17 protein-coding genes and 2 rRNA genes (1 of these 19 only partly in view) are annotated in these 25,077 nt (G+C 70.4%); 10 read left to right on the top strand and 9 right to left on the bottom strand.

All coding sequences use genetic code 11. The annotated features are described in order from the left end of the window. The first annotated feature begins 168 nt into the window (after positions 1-168). From NAEX_RS37005 to NAEX_RS36995, 3 genes are all read left to right on the top strand, one after another. Positions 169-1,521: a sigma 54-interacting transcriptional regulator gene (locus tag NAEX_RS37005; protein WP_170136324.1), complete on the top strand. Its 1,353-nt coding sequence runs from the start codon at positions 169-171 to the stop codon at positions 1,519-1,521. A gap of 148 nt (positions 1,522-1,669) precedes the next feature. Then, positions 1,670-2,212 (top strand): inorganic diphosphatase, encoded by a 543-nt coding sequence (locus NAEX_RS37000; protein ID WP_096332178.1) that lies wholly within the window; start codon positions 1,670-1,672, stop codon positions 2,210-2,212. A 513-nt stretch (positions 2,213-2,725) separates the two neighbouring features. Next, positions 2,726-3,676, top strand: coding sequence for a DMT family transporter (locus NAEX_RS36995; RefSeq protein WP_170136323.1), 951 nt, complete (start codon positions 2,726-2,728; stop codon positions 3,674-3,676). A gap of 168 nt (positions 3,677-3,844) precedes the next feature. On the opposite strand, the gene NAEX_RS51320 is transcribed toward NAEX_RS36995, so the two are convergent. Both NAEX_RS51320 and NAEX_RS36990 read right to left on the bottom strand, forming a co-directional pair. Then, positions 3,845-4,012 (bottom strand): hypothetical protein, encoded by a 168-nt coding sequence (locus NAEX_RS51320; RefSeq protein ID WP_170136322.1) that lies wholly within the window; start codon positions 4,010-4,012, stop codon positions 3,845-3,847. A gap of 726 nt (positions 4,013-4,738) precedes the next feature. Then, positions 4,739-6,034, bottom strand: a complete 1,296-nt coding sequence (locus tag NAEX_RS36990; protein WP_096332176.1) for a hypothetical protein — start codon at positions 6,032-6,034, stop codon at positions 4,739-4,741. Positions 6,035-6,074: 40 nt separating this feature from the next. Here NAEX_RS36990 and NAEX_RS36985 point away from each other — a divergent pair, with 40 nt between their 5' ends. From NAEX_RS36985 to NAEX_RS36975, 3 genes are all read left to right on the top strand, one after another. Further along, positions 6,075-7,823 carry a TrkH family potassium uptake protein gene (locus NAEX_RS36985; protein WP_170136321.1) on the top strand — a complete coding sequence of 583 codons (1,749 nt, stop codon included), beginning with the start codon at positions 6,075-6,077 and terminating at the stop codon, positions 7,821-7,823. Between the two features lie 369 nt (positions 7,824-8,192). Next, complete coding sequence (locus NAEX_RS36980) at positions 8,193-9,941, top strand: TrkH family potassium uptake protein (protein ID WP_170136320.1); 1,749 nt, start codon at positions 8,193-8,195, stop codon at positions 9,939-9,941. 9 nt (positions 9,942-9,950) lie between these two features. Continuing rightward, entirely contained in the window at positions 9,951-10,400 is a 450-nt protein-coding gene (locus NAEX_RS36975) for a potassium channel family protein (protein ID WP_096332173.1), read from the top strand. A 376-nt stretch (positions 10,401-10,776) separates the two neighbouring features. On the opposite strand, the gene NAEX_RS36970 is transcribed toward NAEX_RS36975, so the two are convergent. Both NAEX_RS36970 and NAEX_RS36965 read right to left on the bottom strand, forming a co-directional pair. Beyond that, a complete protein-coding gene (locus tag NAEX_RS36970) occupies positions 10,777-11,025 on the bottom strand; it encodes a helix-turn-helix domain-containing protein (RefSeq protein ID WP_096332172.1) in 249 nt (82 codons plus the stop codon). A 347-nt stretch (positions 11,026-11,372) separates the two neighbouring features. Then, the gene (locus tag NAEX_RS36965) at positions 11,373-12,386 is read right to left on the bottom strand and encodes a lysylphosphatidylglycerol synthase transmembrane domain-containing protein (RefSeq protein WP_170136319.1); all 1,014 of its coding nucleotides are present in this window, start codon (positions 12,384-12,386) and stop codon (positions 11,373-11,375) included. A gap of 124 nt (positions 12,387-12,510) precedes the next feature. Here NAEX_RS36965 and NAEX_RS36960 point away from each other — a divergent pair, with 124 nt between their 5' ends. Further along, a complete protein-coding gene (locus tag NAEX_RS36960; RefSeq protein WP_096333851.1) occupies positions 12,511-13,365 on the top strand; it encodes a fumarylacetoacetate hydrolase family protein in 855 nt (284 codons plus the stop codon). A gap of 4 nt (positions 13,366-13,369) precedes the next feature. On the opposite strand, the gene NAEX_RS36955 is transcribed toward NAEX_RS36960, so the two are convergent. Next, entirely contained in the window at positions 13,370-13,771 is a 402-nt protein-coding gene (locus NAEX_RS36955; RefSeq protein ID WP_143141118.1) for a hypothetical protein, read from the bottom strand. Between the two features lie 309 nt (positions 13,772-14,080). Continuing rightward, entirely contained in the window at positions 14,081-15,052 is a 972-nt protein-coding gene (locus NAEX_RS36950; RefSeq protein WP_096332169.1) for a macrolide 2'-phosphotransferase, read from the bottom strand. 450 nt (positions 15,053-15,502) lie between these two features. Between NAEX_RS36950 and NAEX_RS36945 the strand changes: the two genes are divergently transcribed. Then, positions 15,503-17,608: a fused MFS/spermidine synthase gene (locus NAEX_RS36945; protein ID WP_096332168.1), complete on the top strand. Its 2,106-nt coding sequence runs from the start codon at positions 15,503-15,505 to the stop codon at positions 17,606-17,608. A gap of 298 nt (positions 17,609-17,906) precedes the next feature. After that, the gene (locus NAEX_RS36940) at positions 17,907-18,686 is read left to right on the top strand and encodes a DUF1571 domain-containing protein (RefSeq protein WP_170136318.1); all 780 of its coding nucleotides are present in this window, start codon (positions 17,907-17,909) and stop codon (positions 18,684-18,686) included. Between the two features lie 61 nt (positions 18,687-18,747). On the opposite strand, the gene NAEX_RS36935 is transcribed toward NAEX_RS36940, so the two are convergent. Next, the gene (locus NAEX_RS36935; RefSeq protein ID WP_143141117.1) at positions 18,748-20,286 is read right to left on the bottom strand and encodes a CehA/McbA family metallohydrolase domain-containing protein; all 1,539 of its coding nucleotides are present in this window, start codon (positions 20,284-20,286) and stop codon (positions 18,748-18,750) included. Between the two features lie 989 nt (positions 20,287-21,275). On the opposite strand from NAEX_RS36935, the gene NAEX_RS36930 reads away from it, so the two are divergent. After that, a complete protein-coding gene (locus NAEX_RS36930; protein WP_096332165.1) occupies positions 21,276-22,286 on the top strand; it encodes a hypothetical protein in 1,011 nt (336 codons plus the stop codon). A 240-nt stretch (positions 22,287-22,526) separates the two neighbouring features. Here NAEX_RS36930 and rrf read toward each other — a convergent pair. Next, positions 22,527-22,643: ribosomal RNA gene (gene rrf, locus NAEX_RS36925) — 5S ribosomal RNA — on the bottom strand. Positions 22,644-22,810: 167 nt separating this feature from the next. Next, positions 22,811-25,077 (bottom strand): 23S ribosomal RNA (locus tag NAEX_RS36920); it runs 676 nt beyond the window's last position.

Raw genomic sequence — 25,077 nt, 5'->3', positions numbered from 1 at the left:
CTGTCCCCGATCACCTGCACGGCCCGGCTCGCCCGCGCGCGACGCCTCTCCTGCACCCGGCGCGCCCTCGCCGCGCGCTCACCTGTCCCGAAGGACCTGTCCCGAGGCCGCTCTAGCCGGCCTGCGCGGCCGCGTGCTACCTTGCGGGCCGGAGTCACCGTCTTCGCAGTGAGCAACTCCCGCGAGAAACCGCTCGAGCCGACCGCCGCCGTCCCGCACTTCTCCCGCAGCTACCAGCGGCTCGGGCGGGTCAACCTGCGCGTCCTCGACGGCCCCGATCGCGGCAAGGAGTTCCACGTCGACCTGTCCGACCGGCGGCTCATCACCGCCGGGCGCGACGCGGTCAACGACATCGTCCTCACCGACACCCACGTCAGCGGCAACCACTTCCAGATCGCCGTCACCCCGCGCGGCCTCTTGCTGCGCGACCTCGACAGCACCAACGGCGTCCACGTCGGCGACGTGCGCGTGCGCGAGGTCTGGCTCACCGCGCAGACGGTCTTCCGCGCCGGGCAGTCGACCTTCCGCCTGCTCGGCACCGACGACGTCCAGGTCGCGCTGCCGGCGATCGACCGCTTCGACGAGCTGTACGGCCGCAGCGCCGCCATGCGCGAGCTGTTCTCCACGCTCGAGCGCCTCGCCACCCGCGGCGACCGCCTGCGCGTGCTGATCGGCGGCGAGACCGGCACCGGCAAGGAGCTGGTCGCGCGGGCGCTGCACAACCGCTCGTCGCGGCAGGCCGGCCCGTTCGTCGTCCAGGACTGCACCTCGATCCCGCGCGAGCTGGCCGAGGGCCTGTTGTTCGGCCACTGCAAGGGCGCCTTCACCGGGGCCGTCGGCGACCGCCCCGGCAGCTTCGAGGAGGCCGACGGCGGCACCATCTTCCTCGACGAGATCGGCGAGCTCCCGCTCGACCTGCAGGCCAAGCTGCTGCGCGTGATTCAGGAGGGCGAGGTCGTGCGGGTCGGCGAACGCAACCCGCGCAAGGTCGACGTGCGGGTCCTGTGCGCCACCCACCGCGACCTGCGGGCGATGGTCGCCGAGGGCCGCTTCCGCCAGGATCTGTTCTTCCGGATCGCCGACGTGCGGGTCGAGGTCCCGGGCCTGCGCGAGCGCGAGGACGACGCGGTCCTGCTCGCCGAGCTGTTCCTCCGCCGCTGCGCCGGCGCCGGCGAGCCGCGCCGGCTGTCGCCGTCGGCCCGCGCCGCGCTGCAGGCCCACGCCTGGCCCGGCAACGTGCGCGAGCTGAAGAGCGTCATCGAGCGGGCCCACGTCATGGCCGACGGCCCCGAGATCACCGCCGACGATCTGTCGCTCGCGCCCGAGGTCAGCGCGCGGCGGGCCGTCGCCCATGACGGCCTGCTGCTCTTGCCGCACGACCGCGCGGTCGACGAGTTCGAGCGGCTCTACTTCACCAGCCTCCTGGCCCAGCACCCGACCAAGGCCAAAGCCGCCCGGGCCGCCGAGATGTCGGGCGAGGGCCTGCGGCAGGCGCTCAAGCGGCTGCAGATCCGCGGCTGACGTCGGCGCGATCTCGCCGCGCCCGGCGCCGGGGCGGTGTGAGGGCGATCTTCCGCCGCGACGGCCTCGGCGACGCAGCGGCCACGCGCGCGGCGATCCGCGCGCGATTGCTTGACAGGCGCAGGCGGTCCGCACCACGCTCCGCGCGATGCATCCTTGGCACGACATCTATGTCGACGAAGGCCAGCTCCCTCACGTCCCGGCGGTGATCGAGGTCCCGCAGGGCAGCAAGAACAAGTACGAGGTCGACAAGGAGACCGGCTTCCTCCGCCTCGACCGCGTGCTGTTCAGCGCGGTCCACTACCCCGCCAACTACGGCTTCATCCCGCGCACCTACTGCGACGACGGCGACGCCCTCGACATCCTGGTCCTGCAGCAGAGCCCGGTCCACCCGCTGTGCATCGTCACCGCCCGCCCGATCGGCGTCATGCGCATGCGCGACGACAAGGGCATCGACGACAAGATCGTCGCCGTCAGCACCCACGACCCGTGGTTCAACGAGTACACCGACCAGTCGCAGCTGCCCCACCACGTCATGCGCGAGGTCCGGCGCTTCTTCGAGGACTACAAGATCCTCGAGAACAAGACCGTCGTCATCGACGACATCCTCGGCACCGCCGAGGCCCTGGTCGTCATCCGCGAGGCCTTCGAGCTGTACAAGCGCCTGCGCCGCGGCGAGCTGCACAAGTAGCGGTGTCGAACAAACATGTCCCTCGGGACATGTGCTTCGCGACGGGAGCGCTCAGGACCCCGACGTCCCCGCGAGGACGGGCCTCGGTCTGCTCCCGTGAACCGTCCGTCGTATGCGCGCACGGCCGGGCCGCCGGCCTCGGCGTCGAATGTCGACACCACGCCCGACGCACCTCACGGCACTTTCGTACTCCGACGATTGACCGCCCGCGCCCGGCGACCTCCCCCGACGGCGACCACCGGGCATCACTCGCTCGATTCGCCGCGAGCGCGCAATGCGGGCAAATGTCCGCCACGAGCACCGCGCTCACCGATGCGACGGTCTGCTCGCCGGCGCATGCGCGAGCGACTCGTCGGCTCCCCACGCAGCGCCCGGAAGCGTGGACGCGACGCGCGCCGCTCTCTCGCAGGCCCACGCGCTCGGGACTCGCGGGCCTCCCGCCGCCTGCAGGCCGTCGCGTAGGCCTCGCGCCGACATCGACCGGGACCTTTGCCTCCGCTACCGTCACGCGACTTGCAATCATCCGGTCAGGACACCGCGCGGGCCGTCGCCGCGCTGCTCGGCGTGCAGCTGCTGTTCGGCACCCACTACAGCGCGGCGCGCGAGCTCACGACCCACCTCGACCCGATCGCCTGGACCACGATCCGCCAGTTCGGCGGCGCCGTCCTGCTCGTCGGCGCCGCGCTGGTCCTGCGCAAGGCCTGGCCGCGCCGCGGCTGGGGCCTCCTCGCCGTGCTCGGCCTGCTCGGCGTGGTCCTCAACCAGCTCCTCTTCAACGCCGGCATCCAGCGCTCGACCGCCGTCCACGGCGCCCTGGTCATGGCCACCGTGCCGGCGCAGACGCTCGCGCTCGGCGTGCTGCTCGGCCAGGAGCGGCTGACCCGGCGCAAGCTCGTCAGCGTCGCGCTCGGGGCCGTCGGCATCGCCGCCCTGTTCGGCGTCGACCAGCTGGCCGTCGGGACAGGCGCCTGGCTGCGCACCCGCGACGGCGCGGTCGCCGAGCGCTTCAGCGACACCGTCCTGTGCGGCGACCTGCTGATCTGCGGCAACGCCGGCGCCTACTCGCTGTTCCTCGCCCTGTCGAAGCGCGTCTCGGAGACCACCGACCCGCTGACCCTCTCGGCCGCGATCTACGCCTGCTCGCTGCCGATGATCGCCGTCGTCGGCCTGCCCGCGGTCGTCGCCACCGACCTCGCCGCCGTGCCCGGGTACGTGTGGCTGGTCGCTGCGCTCGTCATCGTCGGCCCGACCGCTCTCGCCTACATCCTCAACCTCTACGCCCTGCGCCGCCTGCCGACCTCGCTGGTCGGGCTGTTCATCAACGTCCAGTTCATCATCGCCGCCACCACCGCCGCGCTGTGGCACGGCGAGCGCCTCGACGACCGCACCGTGATCGCCGCGGCGGCGGTGCTGCTCGGCCTGTCGCTGCGCTTCGTGCCGGAGCGGGGCGCGTCGGCGGGCTGAACTTCGGGGCATGCTCCGACGTGCATGCCCCGACATGCATGTCACCAGGGGCAGGTCCGATCGGTCAGCTCGGGGCCGCGCCTCGGGCCGCGAAATTGGACGGGGGCGGCCCGAGCACCATTGCCCGGGCCGCCCTTGGTGCGCCTCGTCCAAAAACTGTCGGCTCGCTCAGGGCGTGGCGTCGGTCACCAGCTCGGCGAGCACCCGCGACGGACGCGGGCGAGCCGGGACGCGGTCGCGCACGCACAGACGGGCGGCATTGCGACGAGCTGTCCACGGGGTCAGGTCGGGGGTGCTCGCGCCGACTTCGCGCGGCGGCGTGGCGGGGCGGGTCACCGCGGGGCTGTACTCGAGCCCCGGAGACTCCTGGCCGGGACGACCGCGCCAGGGCCTGCGCTTGCCTTTTCGGCCGTTCGCGCTAGCGGGCTCGGCCTTGGCGGCGGCCTCGCTGCGGCGGGCGAGGTACTTGGCGACGGCGATCGAGCGATGGCACTCGCCGAGGGGCGCTGCGTGCCGTTGCCTGGGGAAATTACGCACCCCGGGTCTACCGGAGGGAGGAGCGGCTCCGAGCGTGTTGCTCGGGCCAGCGATCGAGCGGAGCGGCTGAGGGGCCCGCGCAGTGTTGCCCAGAATCTTGGGGGGGCAGCGGCGGCTTCTCGTTCGCATCGGCTGTTTCATGGAGCAGCTTCCATGGTGACGCCGCGGTCGATTCCGCGAGCGGCTGTACGGCCGGACTATATGCACACTGGTTCGCTTTCGGTACTCGGAAAGCGCAGGGCGCCGCCGACCCCGCCGAGACCGACCGCCGGGCCCGGCGACGGCCCCGTCCTCCGGGGGACTTCCATCCCGTCCGATGCGCGCTAGCGTGCCCTGAAGGCACGAATTCGCCACAATTGGATCTGTGGATAAATCTGCCAGCAGAGATCGGTTTCGTCCCTCGGACAACTGTCACATTGAAGTTTTTGTAAGGGGCAACACAATCGAGGCAGCAGCAGACGGCGCGCCTGCGCTCGTCTGCGCGAGGCGTGCAGCGCCTCACGGCGGATCACTCCCTCCTCCGGATCACCGACGGGGTGTGGCGGGCTGCGGGGCCTCCGCCAACGCGAGCGAGAACTCGAGCTCGGCCCGCGACACCGCGGCCGTGACGACGCGGGCCCGGTAGTCGACGCCGAGGATCTCGAACTCGATCGCGTCGGCGATCGACTCGCTGACCGCGAAGGTCTGACGGCCGAGTCCGGAGAACCACACCGCGGCGCGCACGCGCAGCGAGCCCGTCACCTCCTCGAGCGTGCCGTCGGCGACGTCGACCGCCAGCTCGCCCCCGCGGGCCGCGACCTTCGGTGTGCCGCCGAAGCTGAGGCGGGCGCAGGTGCCCTCGGTGCTCCACGCGTGGACTTTGAGCGGCCGCTCGCCGGCCCGCCAGTCGACGCCGGCGAGCAGCTCGCCGCGCGGGTCGGGGGCGCCGTCGCGGTTGTAGCGCGCGGGGATCTGGCCGCTCGCCATGGCCCGGTTGGCCAGCGCCGCCGCCACCCCGCCGGACATCCGCAGGCCGACCAGGCGCGCGTCGCTGCCCGCGGGCCGAGCTGTCCCAGAGGACAGGGCCGCCGCCGGCAGCGCCGCGTGGGCCCACACCTCGAGGTCGGCCGCCCCGCTCTTCAGCTCGATCTTCGTCAGCGGGACGTCGCCGAGGTCGATCTCGACGTCGACCAGGTCGTCTGTCCCTTGGAGCATGCCGTCGCGGATCTGCGGCCAGCGCCCGCCGACCAGCTCGCGCAGGAAGGCCTCGGCCAGCGCCTCGACCTGCTCGCGGCCGACCAGCGCACGCGCGGCCCCGGGCACCAGCGACAGCAGGAACTCGGCGAACCGCTTGCGCTCGGCCGGCGGCAGGCTCGGCCTGACCTCGCGCAGGTCGGCCGCGCCGAGCCGCAGGTGCACGCTGCCCGCCTGCGGGTCGAGGCGCGGCGCGACCACGGCGTCGAGCTCGAGCGCGGTGACCGGCTTGCCCTGATGGAGGAGGGCCACGGTCACGCGCGCGCCGACGCTGCCCGCCGGGGCCGGGCGGAACGCGACGCTGCGGATCGCCACCGCCAGCGATCCGAGATCGACCGGACCGAGGTCGGGCAGCGGCAGCCGCACTTGCGGCAGGTCGGCCAGCGAGCGCTGCACGCTCTGGCTCAGCGTCGCGTACGGCACCGCCAGCGCCAGGTGAGGACCGGGCGCGGGGGCGCGGCGGGTGAAGGCCTCGCGATCGGCCCGCACCTTGCTGCACACCGCGCTCGCGCAGCCGACGGGCGCGAGCAGCAGCGGGATCAGCGGGGCGAGGACGAGGGGGACGCCGGGGGCGGGACGAGCGCGCATGCGGCCCCAGTCTAGCGGGCTCGACGGGTATAGTGGCGCGGTGTCGATCGGCAGCGTCCTCGTCCTCCTCGTCGCGCTCGGAGTCGTGGCCCTCGATGTCGCCGTCGCCTCGTCCTGGACCGGCCTCATCATCGTGTTCGCCATGGCCGGCGTGACCCTCGCGGTCGCCGAGGAGGTGCGGCAGATGATCTTCGCCCGCCGCAAGGCCGCCGGCATGGGCGGGGTGCTGTGGTTCGAGGTCAGCCTGCTGCTGGCCCTGCTCGGCTTCCTGCTCGCGCGCACCCTCGCGCTCACCGGTCAGTTCGGCGGCACGATCGAGGCCAGCGGGATCGCGGCGCTCAAGACCTACGACCTCGTGTTCGCCACCCTCGCCGCGGTCGCCGGCGGCCTGGTGATCGCCCCCGAGCGCACGGGGCATGTCCTTTTAAACATGTCCCAGCGGCCAGCCATGATGCTGATCGGCAGCTTCGCCGCGATGATCATGGTCGGCAGCCTGCTCCTCACCCTGCCGGTGTCGCTGACCGAGGCCGCGCACACCTCGTACGTCGACTCGCTGTTCACCATGGCCAGCGCCGTGTGCGTCACCGGCCTGACCGTCAACGACGTGCCGACCGTCTACACCCCGTTCGGCCAGGGCGTCATCCTCGCCGGCATCCAGCTCGGCGGCGTCGGCATCATGACCGTGGCCGCGCTCGCGCTCGCGTTCAGCAACAACAGCTCGCTGCAGAGCCAGCTCCGCTACGCCGCCATGCTCGACGCCCGCACCGTCGCCGACCTGCGCAAGATCGTCGTCGGCATCCTCGCCGGCACCTTCGTCGTCGAGGCCATCGGCGCGCTGCTGCTGTGGTTCCTGCTGGTCGGCGACCCGCGGCTCGGCGAGCACTCGGCGGCCTGGATGGCCGTGTTCCACGCGATCTCCGCCTTCTGCAACGCCGGCTTCTCGCTGTTCCCCGGCAGCATCACCCAGTTCGCCGGCGAGTTCGGGGTCCAGACCGTGATCATGGGCCTTATCGTCCTCGGCGGCCTCGGCTTCCCGGTCATGGTCGAGCTGGTGCGTCACGGCTGGCGCCGCCTGGTCCGCCTCGTCAAGCGCTCCGCGCCCGCGCCCGCGCGGCTGTCGCTGACCACCCGCGTGGTCCTGTCGATGAGCCTCGCGCTGATCGTCGCCGGCACCGTCGCCATCTACGCGCTCGAGTTCTCGAACGCTTTGGCGCCCGCCTCCGAGCAGGGCTTCGGCCGCCGCTTCATGGCCGCCCTGTTCGCCTCGGTCAACACCCGCACGGCCGGCTTCAACTCCTACGACATGGCCGTCCTGCGCGACGCGACGATCCTCGTCACCTGCGCGCTGATGTTCATCGGCGGCTCGCCCGCCTCGACCGCCGGCGGCATCAAGACCACCACCCTCGCCACCGTCGTCGCCGCCCTGCGCGCCGAGCTGCGCGGGCGCGAGCCCGAGCTCGGCGGCCGCGCCATCGCCCCCGAGGTGCTGCGCAAGGCCACCGCCGTGCTGGTGATGATGAGCGGCATCGCCTTGACGATCATCTTGCTGCTGACCCTCACCGAGGACCAGCCCTTCCTCAAGCTCTCGCTCGAGGCCATCTCGGCGCTCGCCACCGTGGGTCTGTCGACCGGCATCACCGGCTCGCTGACCGTCGCCGGCAAGCTGATCATCTCGGGCGCGATGTTCCTCGGCCGCGTCGGCCCCTTCACGATCGCCCTCGCCGTCGGCGAGAGCGCCGCGACGCAACCGCGCTACCGCCTCGCCCGCGAAGACCTTCCGGTCGGCTGAGCGCCGCGGCGGCCCCGAGCGATCGCCAGTCGGCCGAACTGTGCCGCCGTCGCGTCGACGGCCGCGAGTCGCGACCTCGCGTGAGCTCGTCGGCTCGCCGCGACGGCGCCGAACTCTCTGGGCGGCGCTTGCGACCTCCCGGCCGGCGCCTCGACCGAGGCCGCGCGACTTCGCCAGCTCGCCGCGATGGCTCTGAACTCTCGGGCGGGTATTCGCGACCTCGCACGCGAGCCTCGTCGCCGTCGAGTCGAGAGCCTCGCTTCAGCCGCCGCGAGCCCGGCCGCCATCCTACCTCATCCGCGAATTGCGCCTCGATCTTTCTCGTCACGAGCGCGGCTCAGGGACCGCTCGCGCCGATATAGTGAAGGCGTGTCGATCGGCAGTCTGATCGTCCTCGTCGTCGCCGTCGCCGTGGTCGCGCTCGACGTCGCCGTCGCCTCGCCGTGGACGGGCCTCCTCGTCGTGCTCGGCATGGGCATCGTCACCCTCGCCGTCGCCGAGCAGGTGCGGCAGATGATCACGGCCCGGCGCAAGCAAGCCGACCTCGGCGGCGTCCTGTGGTTCGAGCTCGCCCTCTTCCTCGCGCTGCTCGGCTTCCTGCTCGCCCGCGCCTTCATCCTCGGCGACGCCTTCGACGGCCCGCTCAGCGCCCGTCGGCTGGCCGCCGCCGAGACCTACGACCTGGTGTTCACCACCCTGGCCGCGCTCGCCGGCGCGCTGGTGATCGCCCCCGAGCGCACCGGACGTGTCCTCTTGAACATGTCCCAGCGGCCAGCCATGATGCTGATCGGCAGCTTCGCCGCGCTGATCTCGCTCGGCAGCCTGCTCTTGACCTTGCCGGTGTCGCTGACCGACGCCGCCCACACCTCGTTCGTCGACTCGCTGTTCACCATGGCCAGCGCCGTGTGCGTCACCGGCCTCGCGGTCAACGACCTCGGCGCGACCTACAGCCTGTTCGGTCAGGGCGTCATCCTCACCGGCGTCCAGCTCGGCGGGATCGGCATCATGACCGTGGCCGCGCTCGCGCTCGCGTTCAGCAACAACAGCTCGCTGCAGAGCCAGCTCCGCTACGCCGCCATGCTCGACGCCCGCACCGTCGCCGACCTGCGCAAGATCGTCGTCGGCATCCTCGCCGGCACCTTCGTCGTCGAGGCCATCGGCGCCGCCCTCTTGTGGCTCATGCTCGCCGGCGATCCGCGGATCGGCGACGCCTCCCCGCTATGGACGGCCGTGTTCCACGCCGTGTCGTCGTTCTGCAACGCCGGCTTCGCCCTGTTCCCGGGCGGCATGGGCGCGTTCGTCGGCGACATCGGCGTCCAGGCCGTGCTCATGACGTTGATGATCGTCGGCGGCCTCGGCTTCCCGATCCTCGTCGAGCTGGCCCGCCACGGCTGGCGTCGCCTGCTCCGCCTCGTCAAGCCGAGCACGCCCGCGCCGCCGCGGCTGTCGCTGGCCACCCGCGTGGTGCTGTCGACGACCCTCGCGCTGATCGTCGCCGGCACCGTCGCCGTGCTCGCGCTCGAGTTCACGGCGGGGCTACAGCCCGCGGGCGAGCACGGGATCTTCCACCGCCTGTGGTCGGCCCTGTTCATCGCCGCCAACACCCGCAGCGGCGGGCTCGACACCGTCGGCGTCGGCGGCATGCGCGACGCCACGCTGCTGGTGCTGTGCGTGCTGATGTTCATCGGCGGCGCCCCGGCGTCGACGGCCGGCGGGATCAAGACCACCACCTTCGCCACCGTCGTCGCCACCCTGCGCGCGGAGCTGCGCGGCCGCGAGCCGGAGCTCGGCGGTCGCGCCCTCGCCCCCGAGGTCGTGCGCAAGGCCACCGCCGTCCTGGTGATGATGACCGGCCTGCTGATGGCCTTCGTCCTCCTGCTCAGCCTCACCGAGGACCTGCCGTTCCTCCCGGTCGCCTTCGAGGCCGTGTCGGCGCTCGCCACGGTCGGACTGTCGACCGGGATCACCGGCTCCTTCTCGGTCGCCGGCAAGCTGCTCCTCACCGCCGCGATGTTCCTCGGCCGCGTCGGTCCTTTTACGATCGCCCTCGCCGTCGCCGACCGGTCCGCCGTGCGCTCGCGCCACCGCCTCGCCCGCGAGGACCTCCCGGTCGGGTAAGCTGTCGCCATGGCACAGAGCCGTTACCTCATCATCGGCCTCGGTCGCTTCGGCGCCGCCCTGGCCGAGTCGCTCGCCGAGCAGGGCGCCGAAGTCATCGCCGTCGACCGCGACATGGCCATGGTCGACGCCGTCAAACAGAAGGTCGCCTACGCGATCGAGCTCGACGCCACCGACCCGCAGGCGCTCCTGTCCATCGACCCGCTGAAGTGCCGCGCCGCCATCGTCGCCATCGGCGAGAACTTCGAGGCGACCGTGCTGACCCTCGCCGCCCTCAAGGAGGTCGGCGTGCGCGACATCGTCGCCCGCTCCCGCTCCGCCCGCGAGTCACGGATCCTCCAGGCCGTCGGCGCCACCCAGGTCATCGAGCTCGAGTACGAGATGGGCCGCACCTTCGGCAAGCGCCTGATCGGCGGCGCCGAGGCCCAACCTGCGCTCGGCCAGGCCCTCAAGGCCTGAACGTCGCACGTGCCCGCAGGACATGTCCTACCGGTCATTTCCCTCCGGGCATGCTCTAAAGGACATGCTCGCTCGCGCAGGTGTCCTGCCGGGGCCGACGACGCCGCCTGCGACCGAGGAGCCCGAGCGCGCCCGCGCGCCTCACGACGCTCCCGGCCTGGCCGTGATCGGCGACCGCCCGTCGCTCAGGCTCCGCGCAGCGCGCGTGTCCCGGGGCCGACCCGCGGTCGCCGGTCGATCGCCCTGCCCGGCGCGGCGCGAGCCTCCGCGGCGATGACCGCGGCCGTCACTCGCGCGCTTAAACGACCAGCGGCCCGACGCCGGAGCGACGGGCCGCGCGAGGGGCGTTGAGGATCCGCCCCCGGTCTTCGAGGCTTCACGCGGTCATCGCGGCGACGCCGGCGACGCTCGCGGACTGACGCGGCGAGGTGTCACCGAAGCCGGGGCGCGCGCCCGCGTCGCGGACCCAGCGGATGTTGTGCTTGATGATACGCCGCTTGAGCGCGTGCCGGGTGATACCGAGCAGCTTGGCTGCTTCGACGATGCTGCCCGCGGTGTGCAGGGCGGTCTCGCAGAGGAGGCGTTCGGCGGCGGTGAGGTTGAAGTTGTCGAGGACGATCTGCATGACGACAACCTAGAACACCCGGTTGATCCAGCGGAGAGCAAGCGCGCGGCGCCGGGACAGCGACCGGCTTGTGTTTCGTGCGTCGCGCGGCATGTGACCGCGTACTCGCGGGCACCGGCGGAGACACGCGCGCGGGCGAGCGCACCGCCGCGCGAAGGACCGCGTCTGCGAGGCCGCAGCGCCTCGCCTTCGCCGCGCCGCCCTCGCTCACCCGCGTCGAAGTCGCGACCGCGTCGTCGCAGCGATCGGCGAATGACGACGTGATCCGATCCGGATCAACCCCGTCGATCGATCGCTGCGACGCACCCGCACGACCGCGGCGCGGCCCGCTCCCCGCCGCCACCCGATCACACCGTCGACGACCCGGCGGTCGGCTCCTCGCACGCCTGTCGCCTGCTCTGGCCGCGGCGGATGAGCACCGCCAGCGCGACCCCGCCGACGACCTCGCCGTACCACAGCGTGCAGGCGCGGATGAGGATCGTCGACGCCAGCGCGACCGGGTGCGTCACCCCGTGGGCCAGGCGCGCCACCAGCACCGCCAGCGAGCCCTCCGTCGCGCCGAGCCCGCCCGGCAAGAAGCTCAGCGCGCCGATCAGCGTCGTCGTCGCCCACAGGAATGTACAAAGGGACAGGCTCGCCTCGACCCCGAGGAAGCCGTGCAAGATCAGCCAGTAGCCGACGCACTCGAGGCCCCAGCCGGCCACGCTGATCACGCTCAGCACCACCAGCGCCCGCAGGCGCAGCACCGCCGCGCTGCTGTCGACCAGCCCCTCGGCGCGGGCGACCAGGCCGCGCAGCCGCGGCAGCCGGGCGAGCAGCGCCAGCAGCCCGCGACACAGCCGCGGGCTGCCGAGCACCACCACTCCCGCGAACACCAGGGCGAGCGTGACGAGGGCGACCGGCAGGTACTCGCGGTGCTCGGCGATGCCGACCAGGCTGAGCACCACCAGCGCGACCAGGTCGGTCAGGCGATCGGCGACCACCACCGGCGCGGTGCGGGTGAACGGCACGCCGTCGGTCTCGCGCAGGAGGTAGCTGCGCAGCACCTCGCCGATCTTGCCCGGCGTCACCGACATGCTCAGGCCGGCGAGGTAGACGAGCAGCGAGCGACCGTAGGTCAGCCCCGGCGCCGCGCCCGGCCCGGCGCCGCGGACCCCGAGCCAGCCCAGGCACAGCTCCCACTTCAGGAATCGCAGCAAATAGTTGACGCTCGACAGCGCCAGCGCCACCAGCACCATCGACCATGTATAATTGGACATGGCCTCTTGGACACGTCCGGCGTCGACCCACAGCACCGCCGCCGCGTAGACCAGCACGCCGAGCGCGACGCCGACGAGGGCGCGGCGGACGAAGCGGCTCACGCGAGCTCCCGCGGGCGTTTCGGCATGGGCGGCGAGGATAGCGGCCCCGGCGCGCGAGACAAGATCGGCGCGGGCCGCGGGCGCCGACTTGCGCGCGGGCGGCGAGGCGGGCAGCATCGCGGCGATGACCAGCGGAGGCAACGACGAGGTGCTGTGGCTCGGGCGCGCCCGGGCGTCCGGAGCGGCGGGTGCGCGGGCGATGCGAGTGCGGACGCGCGGCGCTGCGCCCGGCCCGGACGACATCGCCGAGGAGATCGACGATCCGTTCGCCGACGACGACGGCGACCCGTGGCAGCGAGCGGCGGCGGCACCCGCGGGCGCGCGCTCCCCGGTCGCCGCGCTGGAGCTGCTCGCGCCGGCGCGCCCGAGCAAGGTGATCTGCGTCGGCCGCAACTTCCGCGCCCACGCGGCCGAGCTCGGCAACGAGGTCCCCACCGAGCCGCTGCTGTTCTTCAAGCCGCCGAGCTGCCTCGTGCCGTCGGGCCGGCCCGTGGCGCTGCCCCGCGGCTACGAGCGCATCGACATGGAGAGCGAGCTGGTCGTGGTCGTCGGCCGCAAGGCCAGCCGGGTCGCCGCCGAGCGGGCCTTCGAGCACGTCGCCGGCTACGCCGTCGGCAACGACGTCTCGAACCGCGACCTGCAGAAGCGCGACAAGCAGTGGACCCGCGCCAAGGGCTTCGACGGCTTCGGCCCGCTCGCCTCGTGGATCCGCCTGACCCCGCCGGGGTTCGTGCCCCCGGCCGAGGCCAAGATCCGCGGCTGGCTCAACGGACAGGCGAAACAATCCGCCCCGCTCGCCGACATGGTGTTCGACATCCCGTATCTGTTCGCCTACATCAGCGCCTGCATGACGCTGATGCCCGGCGACCTGATCTTCACCGGCACGCCCGAGGGCGTCGCCGCGCTCCAGCCGGGCGATTCGGCGCAGGTCGGCTTCGACGGCTTCGAGCTGGCCCCCCTGGTCACGCCGTTCACCTGAGCCCTCAGCGCTTGCCGGGGCCCGACAGCGTCGCGATCTGCTCGCAAGTCAGCTTGCAGGTCTCGCGGTCGGTCTTGCGCAGGCTGGTGTCGGTGTAGCAGTCCTCGAGGCAGGCCGACAGCTGCTCGAGCGTCGCCGGGGCCGGCGCGTTGACGACGCGTTCGATCCGCTTCGCGCACGACTGCAGGCAGGCGTCGCGGCCGGTGCCGCGGTTGTGGCAAGCCGCCATGCAGCGCGACGCCTTGACCACGCCGCCGTCGTACTCTCGCTCGCGTTCACGCTTCGAGACCGACGGCGCCGTGGTCGGCGCCCGCGCGGCATCTTCGGCCGCATCGGCGCTCGACGCGGCGACGAACGGGGCGAGCAGCAATGCCAGGAGCGTTGCGGTAATCGATGCAGTTCGCATATCTCGGGGGTAGCGCGGGTGCTGTGTGCCGCAATGCGACTCACAGCACGGAGCGCCGAAATCACCGCGGACGAGCGTCCGAGAGCCCTCATACGGCCGCGCTCGATTGTGCACACGCCGCGCGCGCCGGCGAATCGCCCCTGGAGAAGGGCCGCGAGCGCGGCAGCAGCAATTATCGAGCCGCCGCGACTGTGATCATTGCACGATCGCGGCCTGACGACCCCAACGCGCGGCCGCCGGCCCGAATCGCGCGCGGCGCTCGCGGGGAAGTCCCGTCAATCGCCGCGCGCTCGCTTTCGTCGACTGCGATCAATCGGCGGCGGCGTCGAGCGCAACCAATTGCGCGCGTCCGTGTTCCAGCGCCCCGGCGTGGCCGGCCCGCAGCGCCCACTCGGCCGCCAGCACCGCGAACGCCGCCCAGCGCTCGCCCGTGTGCTCGACGAGGCCCGGCCAGGAGGTCCCGCCGGCCGCCACGAAGCGCTCGACCAGCCGCTCCAGCGCGTCGCGGCCGAAGCAGCCGAGGAACAGCGCCAGATCGATCGCCGGGTCGTCGACGCGCGCCTCGGTCCAGTCGAGCACCCCGATCACGCGCGCGTCGTCGGCGAGCAGCATGTGCCCCGGGTGGAGGTCGCCGTGGACCAGCGCCGTATGCGTCGGCCACAGCGCGTCGTTCTCCAGCCACCGGTGCCAGCGCGCCCACATCCGCGGCGACGGCTGCAGCGCCTCCCGCGTGGCCGCCATCGCCGCCGCGAGCTTGGCCCGCGTCGCCGCGATCGTCGACGTCGGCACGCCCTGCGCCGCCGCCGACTCGGGCGCGATCGCCTGCAGGGCCGCCAGCGCGCGCGCCATCGACTCGATGAACGCCGGCGACGGCGCCGCCGGATCGACGATGTTCCACTGCGGCCCGGCGGCCGTGACCGTGACCGCCGGGACGCCGCCGATCCGCGGATAGGCGATGACGTCGGGCGCGTGGATCCGCCAGTCCGGCACCGCCACCGGCAGGCGCTGGCCGACCAGCGCCAGCACGCGCGCCTCCACGCGCGCCGCCGCGACCACGTCGGGCCGCCGCGGCGCCCGCACGATCCACGGCGCGCCGGCGGCGTCGGTCGCGTGCGCGACCACGAAGTCGAGGCCCATGGTCTCGAGCTCCTCGCTCGCGGCCTCGAGCGCGTGTCCGTGGCGGTTGGCGCGCGCCAGCAGCTCGGCGACGGTGGTGGGTGCGGGGTGGAACGATTCGGCGGAGGAGGCGAGCGTGGAATTCACATAGGACTTTTCAGACATGTTCGAACATTCCTGTGCCCTCGGACAGGACGTCCGACGAGCGCGAGGAGGCCGCGCGTTTGCGTGAGCCGGCCGCGATGCGACCGAGGTGCGCGCGGTCCTCCGGGTGGACGGGAGGGTGAAGCGCGACCACGCCGCGACGCCGACGCACGCGCCCGGGACCGGCGCGAACGCGGGCGGCGGCGGGGCTCAGCGGAAGCGGATGGACGCGACCATGCGGAGAGCTTCGCACCGCCGCGGCGCCCGGCGCAAGCCCCCGGAGCCGGCGGCTCGCAGGCGTCCCGCCGCGCGTGGCCCCGTCGCGGGCGGCGGTCCATGCCGCACCGGAGGGCTGACCGGGGCGCCCTGCCATCGGCCGGGCTCATGCGGCGAACCGCGCGGCGAAGGCGGCGCTGGGGGCGTGGGAGCCGCGTGCCGTGGCCCGCGCGATTGGAGTAGTCTCGCGCGGCTGTGACCGCCCCTGCCCGCACCCCCGCCTCCTCCGCGCTGTTCGCCGTCGCGATCGGGCTCGGCGCGTTCCTGCTGTTCCTCGTGCAGTTCATCCTCGGCAAGCAGCTGCTCCCGTGGTTCGGCGGCGCGCCGGCGGTGTGGACCACCTGCATGCTGTTTTTCCAGGTGCTGCTGCTCGGCGGCTACGGCTACGCCCACTTGCTGGCCGACCGCTTCACCCCGGCGCGCCAGCGCGACATCCACCTCGCCGCGCTCGCGCTCGCGGCGGTGCTGCTGCTGGTGCGGGCGTTCGTATGGCCGGCGCCGATCAGCCCCTCGGACGCCTGGAAACCTGACCCCGAGGCCAGCCCGATCCTCGCCATCCTCGGCCTGCTCGCCTTCACCGTCGGCCTGCCCTTCCTCGTCCTCGCCGCCACCGGCCCGCTGCTGCAGAGCTGGTTCTCGCGCGTACGCCCGGGCGTGTCGCCGTACCGGCTGTACGCGCTGTCGAACCTCGGCTCGCTGCTGGGCATGTTCTCGTACCCGTTCGCGCTCGAGCCCGCGCTGCCGATCGCCGGCCAGGGCTGGGTGTGGTCGATTGGCTTCTTCGTGTTCGCCGTCGCGTGTGCCGGCTGCGCCGTGCTCGCCGGCGCCGCGCCCGCCCTCGCCAAGCCTTCGGGACATGTCGGAACGGTCAGCAAGCCGACGTCCGGCCGGCGCCTGCTGTGGTTCGCGCTGGCGACCATCCCCTCGACCATGCTGCTGGCGACCACCAGCCAGATCAGCCAGGAGGTCGCCGTCATCCCGTTCTTGTGGATGCTGCCGCTCGCGCTCTACCTGCTGAGCTTCATCCTCTGCTTCGAGTACGAGCGCAGCTACGTCCGCGCGCTGTGGCTGCCGCTCTTGGTCCTCGGCGCCGGCGGGGCCACCTACGCCCTGTTCGCCGGCGTCTACGCCGGCATGGTCCTGCAGCTCGTCATCTACCTGGTGACCTTGCTGGCCTATTGCATGGTCTGCCACGGCGAGCTGGTGCGGCAGAAACCTGACCCGAAGTACCTGACGCAGTTCTACCTGATCGTCTCGGCCGGCGGGGCCGCCGGCGGCATCTTCACGGGCGTCGTCGCGCCGCTCCTGTTCCCCGAGTTCTGGGAGCTGCCGATCGCGCTGTTCGTCGGCTTCGCCCTGGCGATGTACGTGCTGTACCGCGGCGCCTGGCCGCAGCGGCTGTGGCTGTCGGCGCTGTCGGCCTTCGGCGTGCTCGTCGGCTCGCTGGCCCTCGCGGGCGCGCTCGTCTATCACATGCGCGAGCAGCTCGACGACAACATGTTCGTCACGCGGAACTTCTTCGGCGTGCTCCGCGTCGACCGCGCCAGCGGCGGCAACCTGGCGTACACGCGCCTGCGCCACGGCCGGATCACCCACGGCATCCAGTTCGAGAGCGAGCCGCTGAGCTCCGCGCCCACGAGCTACTACGGCCAGACCAGCGGCGTCGGCCTCGCGGTCGAGAAGCACCCGCGGCGGCTCGCCGGGGAGAAGCTGCACATCGGCGTCGTCGGCCTCGGCGCCGGCACGATGGCGAGCTACGGGCGAGCGGGCGACCGCGTGCGCTTCTACGAGATCAACCCGGCCGTGGTCGCGCTCTCGACCGGCGACGAACCCTACTTCACCTACTTGCAGCAGTGCGAGGGCGAGGTCTCCGTCGTCATCGGCGACGCCCGCGTCGCGCTCGAGCGCGAGCAGCCGCAAGGCTTCGACGTGCTCGCGATCGACGCCTTCAGCAGCGACTCGATCCCCGCGCATCTGCTCACGGTCGAGGCCGTCGAGCTCTACTTCCGCCACCTGCGCGAGGGCGGCATCCTCGCGGTCCACATCTCGAACCGCTACCTCGACCTCGACCCCGTCGTGCGCGGCATCGGCGAGAAGCTCGGCCTCCACGTCGAGTACGTCGAGGACCTCGAGAACGACGAGGTCGTGTGGCAGAGCGACTGGATGCTGCTCGCCCGGCGCGAGCGCGACATGGACAGCCCCGACCTGATCAACGCGCTCGCGCCCAAGGTCGACCCCGAGGCGCCTTATCCGCTGTGGACCGACGCGTACAGCAACCTGCTGCAGGTGCTGAAGCGCTGATCCTCGCTATCATTCGGTGAACACGCGGGCCGCCTGACAATCCGGCGGGCCTGCGATACGCACCGCGCCGATTCGCGCGTACGCACGACATCGCGCATTCGAATGATCCGCACGGGATAAGCCACAAATGACATAAGGCGCGTTCACACGGGCGCCCGTCCGCGCGTGAATAGGGCCTGGGGGCCGGCGTCGCAGCGGCCCCCCGAACAACGTCTATCCGCGGTCGGGCTCGCTCCTGCGCATTCGCGGGGCCGCCGCGGTTGACGAGAGGAAGAAAGCCATGCAAAAGCTCCACCCCATGAAATGGCTTACGCGTCATGTGCCGTCGCTGATCGCGGCGGTCACGGTCGTCGCCGGCGCCGCGCTCGTCGCTCGCGCCGAGGAGCCCGCCGCCGTCGCCGGCGTCGAGGCCGACGCTGCGAAGATCCGCCAGCTCGTGTTCGACATGGAGAAGGCGTTCGAGCAGGTCCACGACTACACCACCACCATGTACAAGCAAGAGCGCGTCAAGGGCCGCCTCATGCCGCGCGAAGAGATCCAGGTCAAGTTCCGCAAGCCGCTCGGCCTCTACCTCAAGTGGACCGGCGAGGTGAACCAGACCCGCGAGGTCATCTACGTCAAGGGCTGGAACGACGACAAGATCCGGGCCCACAAGGGCTCGTTCCCGGACATGACCGTCAACCTGAAGCCCGACTCGAGCATGGCCATGCAGGGCAACCGCCACATGGTCACCGAGGCCCACTTCGGCCACGCGATCGGCGTCATCGCCCGCGACGCCCGGCTCAGCGAGTCGCGCCCGCAGGACGGCGTCCGATACCTCGACCTCGGCGAGAAGGTCGTCTACGGCGCCCGCAGCCGCTGCATCGAGGCCCGCACCCCGGCGGGCGGCGTGTTCAGCGTCTACTACGCCGCGCGCGCCAAGGTCTGCTTCGACGTGAAGTCGAAGATGCCGACGCGGATCCAGGTGTGGGACGCCGACGGCGACCTGCTCGAGGACTACGGCTTCCAGGACACCAAGCTCAACGTCGGCCTGTCCGACCTCGACTTCGACCCGGAAAACGCCGAGTACAACTTCTGATCCGACGATTCAGCCGGAGGCGCCTGGGCCTCCGGCTGTCTTATGTGCCATGTGCTGACAATCAGGGCCGAACGAACAGCGCGCCGCTGTAGATCCACGGCGCCTCGATGTCGGCGTATTGGAGCGCGTCGCCGAGGTACGGCAGCAGGTGCTTCGGCGTGATCCAGACCTCGACGCGGTACACGCCGGGGCCCGGCGCCTCGACCTCGATCTGTCCGCTCGACCAGGTCATGAGCTCCTGCCGCTCGTCGGCGGTGGCCCGGTAGAGCACCCCGCGGACCCCCGGCGCCTCTGCGCCCTGCGGGCTGCGCGAGTCGAGCGTCGGCAACGTGGCCCGCAGCGTGAGCGGGCCGCCGGCCAGCGACGTCTCGCTGCCCATCTCGACCACCGCCGCGGCCTCGCCGTGGAAATCGAACCCGACCGGCGTGCCGAGCGACTCGAACACGATGTGGTTGTTGCCCGCGCGCAGCGCCGCCTTGACCGCCTGCGGCGTCAACTCGGGCGTACGGATCCGGTTATTGAACCACCGGATCATGCGCCGGTACGAGTCGCCGCGCTCGCCGTCGGTGGCGATGCTGTCGAACACGTTCTGGTGCGCGTCGGTGCCGCCCGAGATCGTCAGCCGCTGCGTCTGCCCGAGCCTCTCGAGCGCCACGATCGACGGCTCGTTGGGCAGCAGGAACGCCAACGTCGCCAGGTCGGGCTGCCGGCCGGGCTGCAGGAAGAACGGGATGATCGCGGCGAAGTAGTCGTCGTCCTCGAGCCCCAGGTCTTCCATGCGGATGTCGGGGTCGAGGTTCGCGTGCAGCTGGTACAGCTCGATGCCGTCGAGCCCGAGCGTCGCCAGCTCGGCGACGTCGCGGCCCTCCGTGTGCGCCACCCAGGCCAGCGCCCCGGCCTCCTTGATCGCCGCGAACGCGGCCGGCGAGCTCGTGCCGTACACGTCGGTCACGTGCTTCTCGAGCCCGAACGGCATCATCTCCCCGCTCTCGATCCCCGGCATCACCATCACCTTGTGGCCGTCCGGGCACTTCAGCCACGCGGCGATCGGCGTCCCGCCGTCGCCCAGGATCGGCTCGTCCATCTCGCGCATCAGCAGCAGCTCCTCGTAAGCCGCCTCGCTCGCGTGCGCCGGGTGGTCGCTCAACATCGCCACGTCGATTCGCGGCACGCACAGCCCCACGCGCAGGTCCGCCAGACAGTCCTCGTCGGGCACCCCGTTCGGCTGCGGCTCGCCGTCGCAGGCGTCGTGCGAGTGGTGCGAGTGCAGGTGCATGATCGCCCGCACCTCACGCAGCCCGCGGATCGTCGCGCAGCCGGAGATGTCCGGCTGCCCCTTGTCCCACGCGATCGGCGTGTCCGGCGGCGAGGTCTCCCCGCATCCGCCCTCGACCCCCGTCGTGCCGCTCGTGGTGTCGTCCGTCGTCGTCGTCGGCGCTGTCGTCGTCGGCTCCGTCGTGCCCGTGGTCGTCGAGCTCGACGTGGGACTCCCCGTCGACGGCCCCGTCGACGTCTCGCTCGCCGCGCCCGTCTCGTGCCCCGAGCCGGTGCACGCCCCGATCAGCAGCGCTCCGCTCACGATGCTCGTCCACTTGCGCATGGTCGCCTCCAAGATCTCCCGGCCACCGTATCACGATCCCGGAGTAGGCCGCCGTCCCGCTCGCGCGCCCGGCCCGTGCGCCGACTCCTGTCCCGCGCGGCCCCACCTCGCGCTCCCGTATGAACCCCCCGAACCGAAAGCAGGTGAGACCAGCATCGCCTCGCCGGATCGCCGCCGTGGGATGAACTTAACTTTCGAACATGCTCTCGAAGACATCCGAGCGACCCGACCCGCGTCCCGGGAAATTCTTGTCTCGCCCACCCCGGCTCTTGAACACGCTGAGGCCATCTCGACCTGCCGAGTACCCCCTTCGCCCCGAAATTCTGCGTACCTCGCCGGGCCTCGTCTCGTGGCCGCGCCCCGGTCAGCACGGACCGCCGAGAACCGAACCGCGACGTCGGATGCAGCCTCGGCACCGAGAGCCGGCGAGCCAGCCGCACGCGCAGTCCAAGGGCACCCCGCTGCGGACCACGAACCGCCGAGCCGTCGCGCAGCAACTCCGTAACCCTCGCACCGGCACGGCCTCTCATCCCCCTCGACGCGGCATGGTTCGCAGCCGCCTTCCCGAGCCCGTACGCCCCCGCGGTTGCCCACCTCGACCCTGCGGCTCGCGCGTCACGCCTGTCGCTCGCGGCTCGCCGAGCACGACCTCGAGGCCTGTGTACGACGCAGCCGTTGACCACCTCGACCCTGCCACCCGCACGCAAGGCTCGTTGCTCGAAGCTCGCCGGCCACGATTTTCACTTCGTCCCGAGCAATACATCGCCCCAGCCGGCGCGATTTCACCGGGCATGGCCGCGCAAGCACTGGCGCCCGCCTCGCGACCAGGTCCGAACGGACAGGCCGTCGTCAGCAACCCACGCGCCTCGGGGTCCACCGGCGCCGCCGCGCCGTGCTCGGCAACCAGACGCGCCAGCAGCACCGACGGCGCGCTCCCCGGCCCCTCGGCGAGTGACGCCGCCCCGTTTGGCGGTGTAGTCTCGGATGCCATGCCTGCCCTCGTCCACCGCACCGCTCTCGCCCTCGCCATCCTCCTCGCCGCGTGCGGCGGCGACACCAAGACGGCCTCCAAGACCGACGAGAAGAAGGTCGAGGCCAAGGCCGAAGCCAAGGAGGAGCCCGCCGCCGACGCGGCCAAGAAGCCGCGCCCGCGCGCTCCGGCCAGCGAGAAGTCGCGCGTCGCCGAGCCCAAGGGCCGCGTGGTCGTCCTCGGCTCGCTCAACGGCGACCTCGCCGCCACCAAGGCCGCGCTCAAGACGGCCGGCGCGATCGACGACGCTGGAAAGTGGACCGGCGGCGACCTCGTCGTCGTCCAGCTCGGCAATCAGTTCGGCAACAACAAGGACGAGAAAACCACGCTCGCCCTCCTCGACGACCTCGCCGCTCAGGCCCAGGCTGCCGGCGGCGCCCTCTATCGTCTGACCGGCGAGAACGAGATCCTCAACGTCGCCCTCAACTTCAAGGACATCGTCCACGCCCAGGGCTTCAAGGACTACGCCAAGGAGAAGAGCGACGATCCGCGCGTCGAGAGCCTGCCGGCCAACCAGCGCGGGCGCGCCGCCGTGTTCGCCTCCGGCGGTCCCGCGGCCAAGAAGCTGTCGGAGCAGAAGCTGATCCTCGTGGCCGGCGACAGCGTCTTCGCCCACGCCGGGCTGCTCGGCGAGCACGTCCAGAAAGGCATCGACAACATCAACGACGAGAGCACCAAGTGGATGCTCGGCGAGATCGCCATGATGCCGGACATGCTCGCCGCCCCCGGCCCGGCGCGGACCCCTCGCCTCCGCGGCAACGAGCCCGCCTGCGAGGTCGTCGAACAGGCCGTCACCGACCTCGCCGTGAAACGCCTCGTCATCGCCCGGCCCGTCGCCGAGAAGATCGACGCCGTCATGTGCGACGGCAAGCTCGTCCGCGTGGGAGCCGTGGCCGGCGACGCCAGCGGCCCGGCGGAGATCCTTGAGATCTCCGGCGGCGCCGTGAAGTTCGTCCCCGTCGCAAAGTGAGCGCGAACCCCGAGTCACGGGATGCTCAACCGCAGTCCCCCTGATCGATGGGGCGCGACGCGCTAGCCCTCGTCGCGTTCGGGACGCCCGTTCATGACGCCCCGCGCGCCCCTGGCGACCCTGGCGAGCAAGCGATAGGGCCTGAGCAGTGCGCCCGGCTGCGGCCGGCCGGGCCACGCCACCCGGAGCTGCACGCTGCGACCCAAATAAAAAAGCCCCCTTCTTTCGAAGGGGGCATAGCGCTGGCGGCGTCCTACTCTCCCACAGGGTCTCCCCTGCAGTACCATCGGCGCTGGAAGTCTTAACGACCGAGTTCGGGATGGGATCGGGTGTGGCCCTTCCGCCATAGCCACCAGCAAAACTTGTCGACGAGCGGCGAGGAGAACCGCGGTGGAGCCGCGGATTCGTCCTCGCAAGAGATCGTGCTGTGATGGGGCTCCGTCTCGGAGCGGGCCGCTTTGGCGGCCGTCGTGCAGGTGTCGCTCGGAACCTCGGACTTCAAGCACCACACGGGAGCGGTGCCCAAGGTCAAGCCGAACGGTCGATTAGTACCGGTTAGCTCCGCGCGTCGCCGCGCTTCCACACCCGGCCTATTAACGTCGTCGTCTACGACGGACCTTCAGGGAATCCTCATCTTGTGGTTGGCTTCCCGCTTAGATGCTTTCAGCGGTTATCCGTTCCAGACATGGCTACCCGGCGATGCTCTTGGCAAAACAACCGGAACACCAGGGGTCTGTCCATCCCGGTCCTCTCGTACTAGGGACAGCTCCACTTCAAGATTCCTGCGCCCACGGCAGATAGGGACCAAACTGTCTCACGACGTTTTGAACCCAGCTCGCGTACCGCTTTAATTGGCGAACAGCCAAACCCTTGGGACCTACTACAGCCCCAGGATGCGATGAGCCGACATCGAGGTGCCAAACCACGCCGTCGATGTGAACTCTTGGGCGTGATAAGCCTGTTATCCCCGGAGTACCTTTTATCCGTTGAGCGATGGCCCTTCCATTCAGAACCACCGGATCACTAAGGCCCACTTTCGTGCCTGCTCCTCTTGTATGAGTCGCAGTCAAGCTCCCTTATGCCTTTACACTCTTCGGCTGGTTTCCAATCAGCCTGAGGGAACCTTTGCGCGCCTCCGTTACTCTTTCGGAGGTGACCGCCCCAGTCAAACTACCCACCAGGCAGTGTCCCGGACCAGGCTCACTGGTCACGGTTAGGCTTTCAGACTTCTCAGGGTGGTATTTCAACGTTGGCTCCGTGGAACCTAGCGGCCCCACATCATAGCCTCCCACCTATCCTACACAGACAAGTCCGAAAACCAGTGCCAAGCTGCAGTAAAGGTTCACGGGGTCTTTCCGTCTTGCCGCGGGTACGGGGCATCTTCACCCCGATTTCAATTTCGCTGAGTCCCGGGTCGAGACAGTGGGGAAGTCGTTACGCCATTCGTGCAGGACGGAACTTACCCGCCAAGGAATTTCGCTACCTTAGGACCGTTATAGTTACGGCCGCCGTTTACCGGGGCTTCGATTCGATGCTTCGCTTGCGCTGACATCTCCTGTTAACCTTCCGGCACCGGGCAGGCGTCAGACCCTATACGTCGTCTTGCGACTTCGCAGAGTCCTGTGTTTTTGGTAAACAGTCGCTACCCCCGATTCTCTGCAACCCCCAAAGGCTCATGGCGCGAGGCCCGTCACCCTCAAGGGCACACCTTCTCCCGAAGTTACGGTGTCAATTTGCCGAGTTCCTTAACCCGAGTTCTCTCAAGCGCCTTGGGATGTTCTCCCCACCCACCTGTGTCGGTTTACGGTACGGTCAGCACAGCGGTACACTTGTACGATGCTTTTCTTGGAAGCTTGGACTCACCGAGTTGTCCGCCTTGCGGCGACCCTCATCACCTCTCGGCGTTGCTCGCGCGTTTGTGGCCAGATGCCTCCTACGCGAACCGCCTACCGGCTTGAACGACCATCCAACAGGTCGCTCGGCTATCCTCCTCCGTCCCACCTTACAAAACCATCCGTGCTGGTGCAGGAATGTTCGCCTGCTTCCCATCGACTACGCATTTCTGCCTCGCCTTAGGGACCGACTAACCCTGAGAAGATGATCTTTACCCAGGAACCCTCGGGTTTACGGCGACCGGGTTTTTCACCCGGTTTATCGCTACTCATGCCAACATCAGCTCTTGTCTGCACTCCAACGCTCGTTTCCGTACGCATTCACCGCGCAGACAATACTCGCCTACCGCCTGCCTTTCGGCAGACCCGGAGCTTCGGTTCATCACTTAGACCCGTTGAATTTTCGGCGCAGGTTCACTCGACCAGTGAGCTGTTACGCTTTCTTTAAAGGATGGCTGCTTCTAAGCCAACCTCCTGGCTGTCTGAGTGCTCCCACATCCTTTACCACTTAGTGATGAATTGGGGACCTTAGCTGCCGGTCTGGGTTCTTTCCCTCTCGGCAATGAAACTTAGCTCTCACTGCCTGAGTGCCAGCCTGTTGTCATCGGTATTCGGAGTTTGGTTGGGTTCGGTAAGATTGTGGTCCCCCTAGCCCATCCAGTGCTCTACCCCCGATGCAAATCGACTGACCCCATACCTCAATATGTTTCGGCGAGAACCAGCTATCTCCCAGTTTGATTAGCCTTTCACTCCTATCCACAAGTCATCCCCCACATTTTCAACTGTGGTGAGTTCGGCCCTCCACGCAGTCTTACCCGCGCTTCAGCCTGCTCATGGATAGATCACAAAGGTTTCGGGTCTGTAACCAGCGACTTAGACGCCCTTCTCAGACTTGCTTT

Source organism: Nannocystis exedens (genome assembly GCF_002343915.1).
Taxonomy (GTDB): domain Bacteria; phylum Myxococcota_A; class Polyangia; order Nannocystales; family Nannocystaceae; genus Nannocystis; species Nannocystis exedens.
The sequence above is the reverse complement of the archived record's forward strand: the minus strand, read 5'-3'. Positions and strand labels throughout refer to the sequence as shown.

What these genes read in the sequence shown, in the direction of transcription:
- NAEX_RS37000 (WP_096332178.1), top strand. Translation starts at nt 1,670, where the DNA reads ATGCATCCTTGGCACGACATCTATGTCGACGAAGGCCAGCTCCCTCAC.
- NAEX_RS36990 (WP_096332176.1), bottom strand. Translation starts at nt 6,034, where the DNA reads ATGCGCGCTCGTCCCGCCCCCGGCGTCCCCCTCGTCCTCGCCCCGCTG.
- NAEX_RS36975 (WP_096332173.1), top strand. Translation starts at nt 9,951, where the DNA reads ATGGCACAGAGCCGTTACCTCATCATCGGCCTCGGTCGCTTCGGCGCC.
- NAEX_RS36970 (WP_096332172.1), bottom strand. Translation starts at nt 11,025, where the DNA reads ATGCAGATCGTCCTCGACAACTTCAACCTCACCGCCGCCGAACGCCTC.
- NAEX_RS36960 (WP_096333851.1), top strand. Translation starts at nt 12,511, where the DNA reads ATGACCAGCGGAGGCAACGACGAGGTGCTGTGGCTCGGGCGCGCCCGG.
- NAEX_RS36955 (WP_143141118.1), bottom strand. Translation starts at nt 13,771, where the DNA reads ATGCGAACTGCATCGATTACCGCAACGCTCCTGGCATTGCTGCTCGCC.
- NAEX_RS36950 (WP_096332169.1), bottom strand. Translation starts at nt 15,052, where the DNA reads ATGTCTGAAAAGTCCTATGTGAATTCCACGCTCGCCTCCTCCGCCGAA.
- NAEX_RS36940 (WP_170136318.1), top strand. Translation starts at nt 17,907, where the DNA reads ATGAAATGGCTTACGCGTCATGTGCCGTCGCTGATCGCGGCGGTCACG.
- NAEX_RS36935 (WP_143141117.1), bottom strand. Translation starts at nt 20,286, where the DNA reads ATGCGCAAGTGGACGAGCATCGTGAGCGGAGCGCTGCTGATCGGGGCG.
- NAEX_RS36930 (WP_096332165.1), top strand. Translation starts at nt 21,276, where the DNA reads ATGCCTGCCCTCGTCCACCGCACCGCTCTCGCCCTCGCCATCCTCCTC.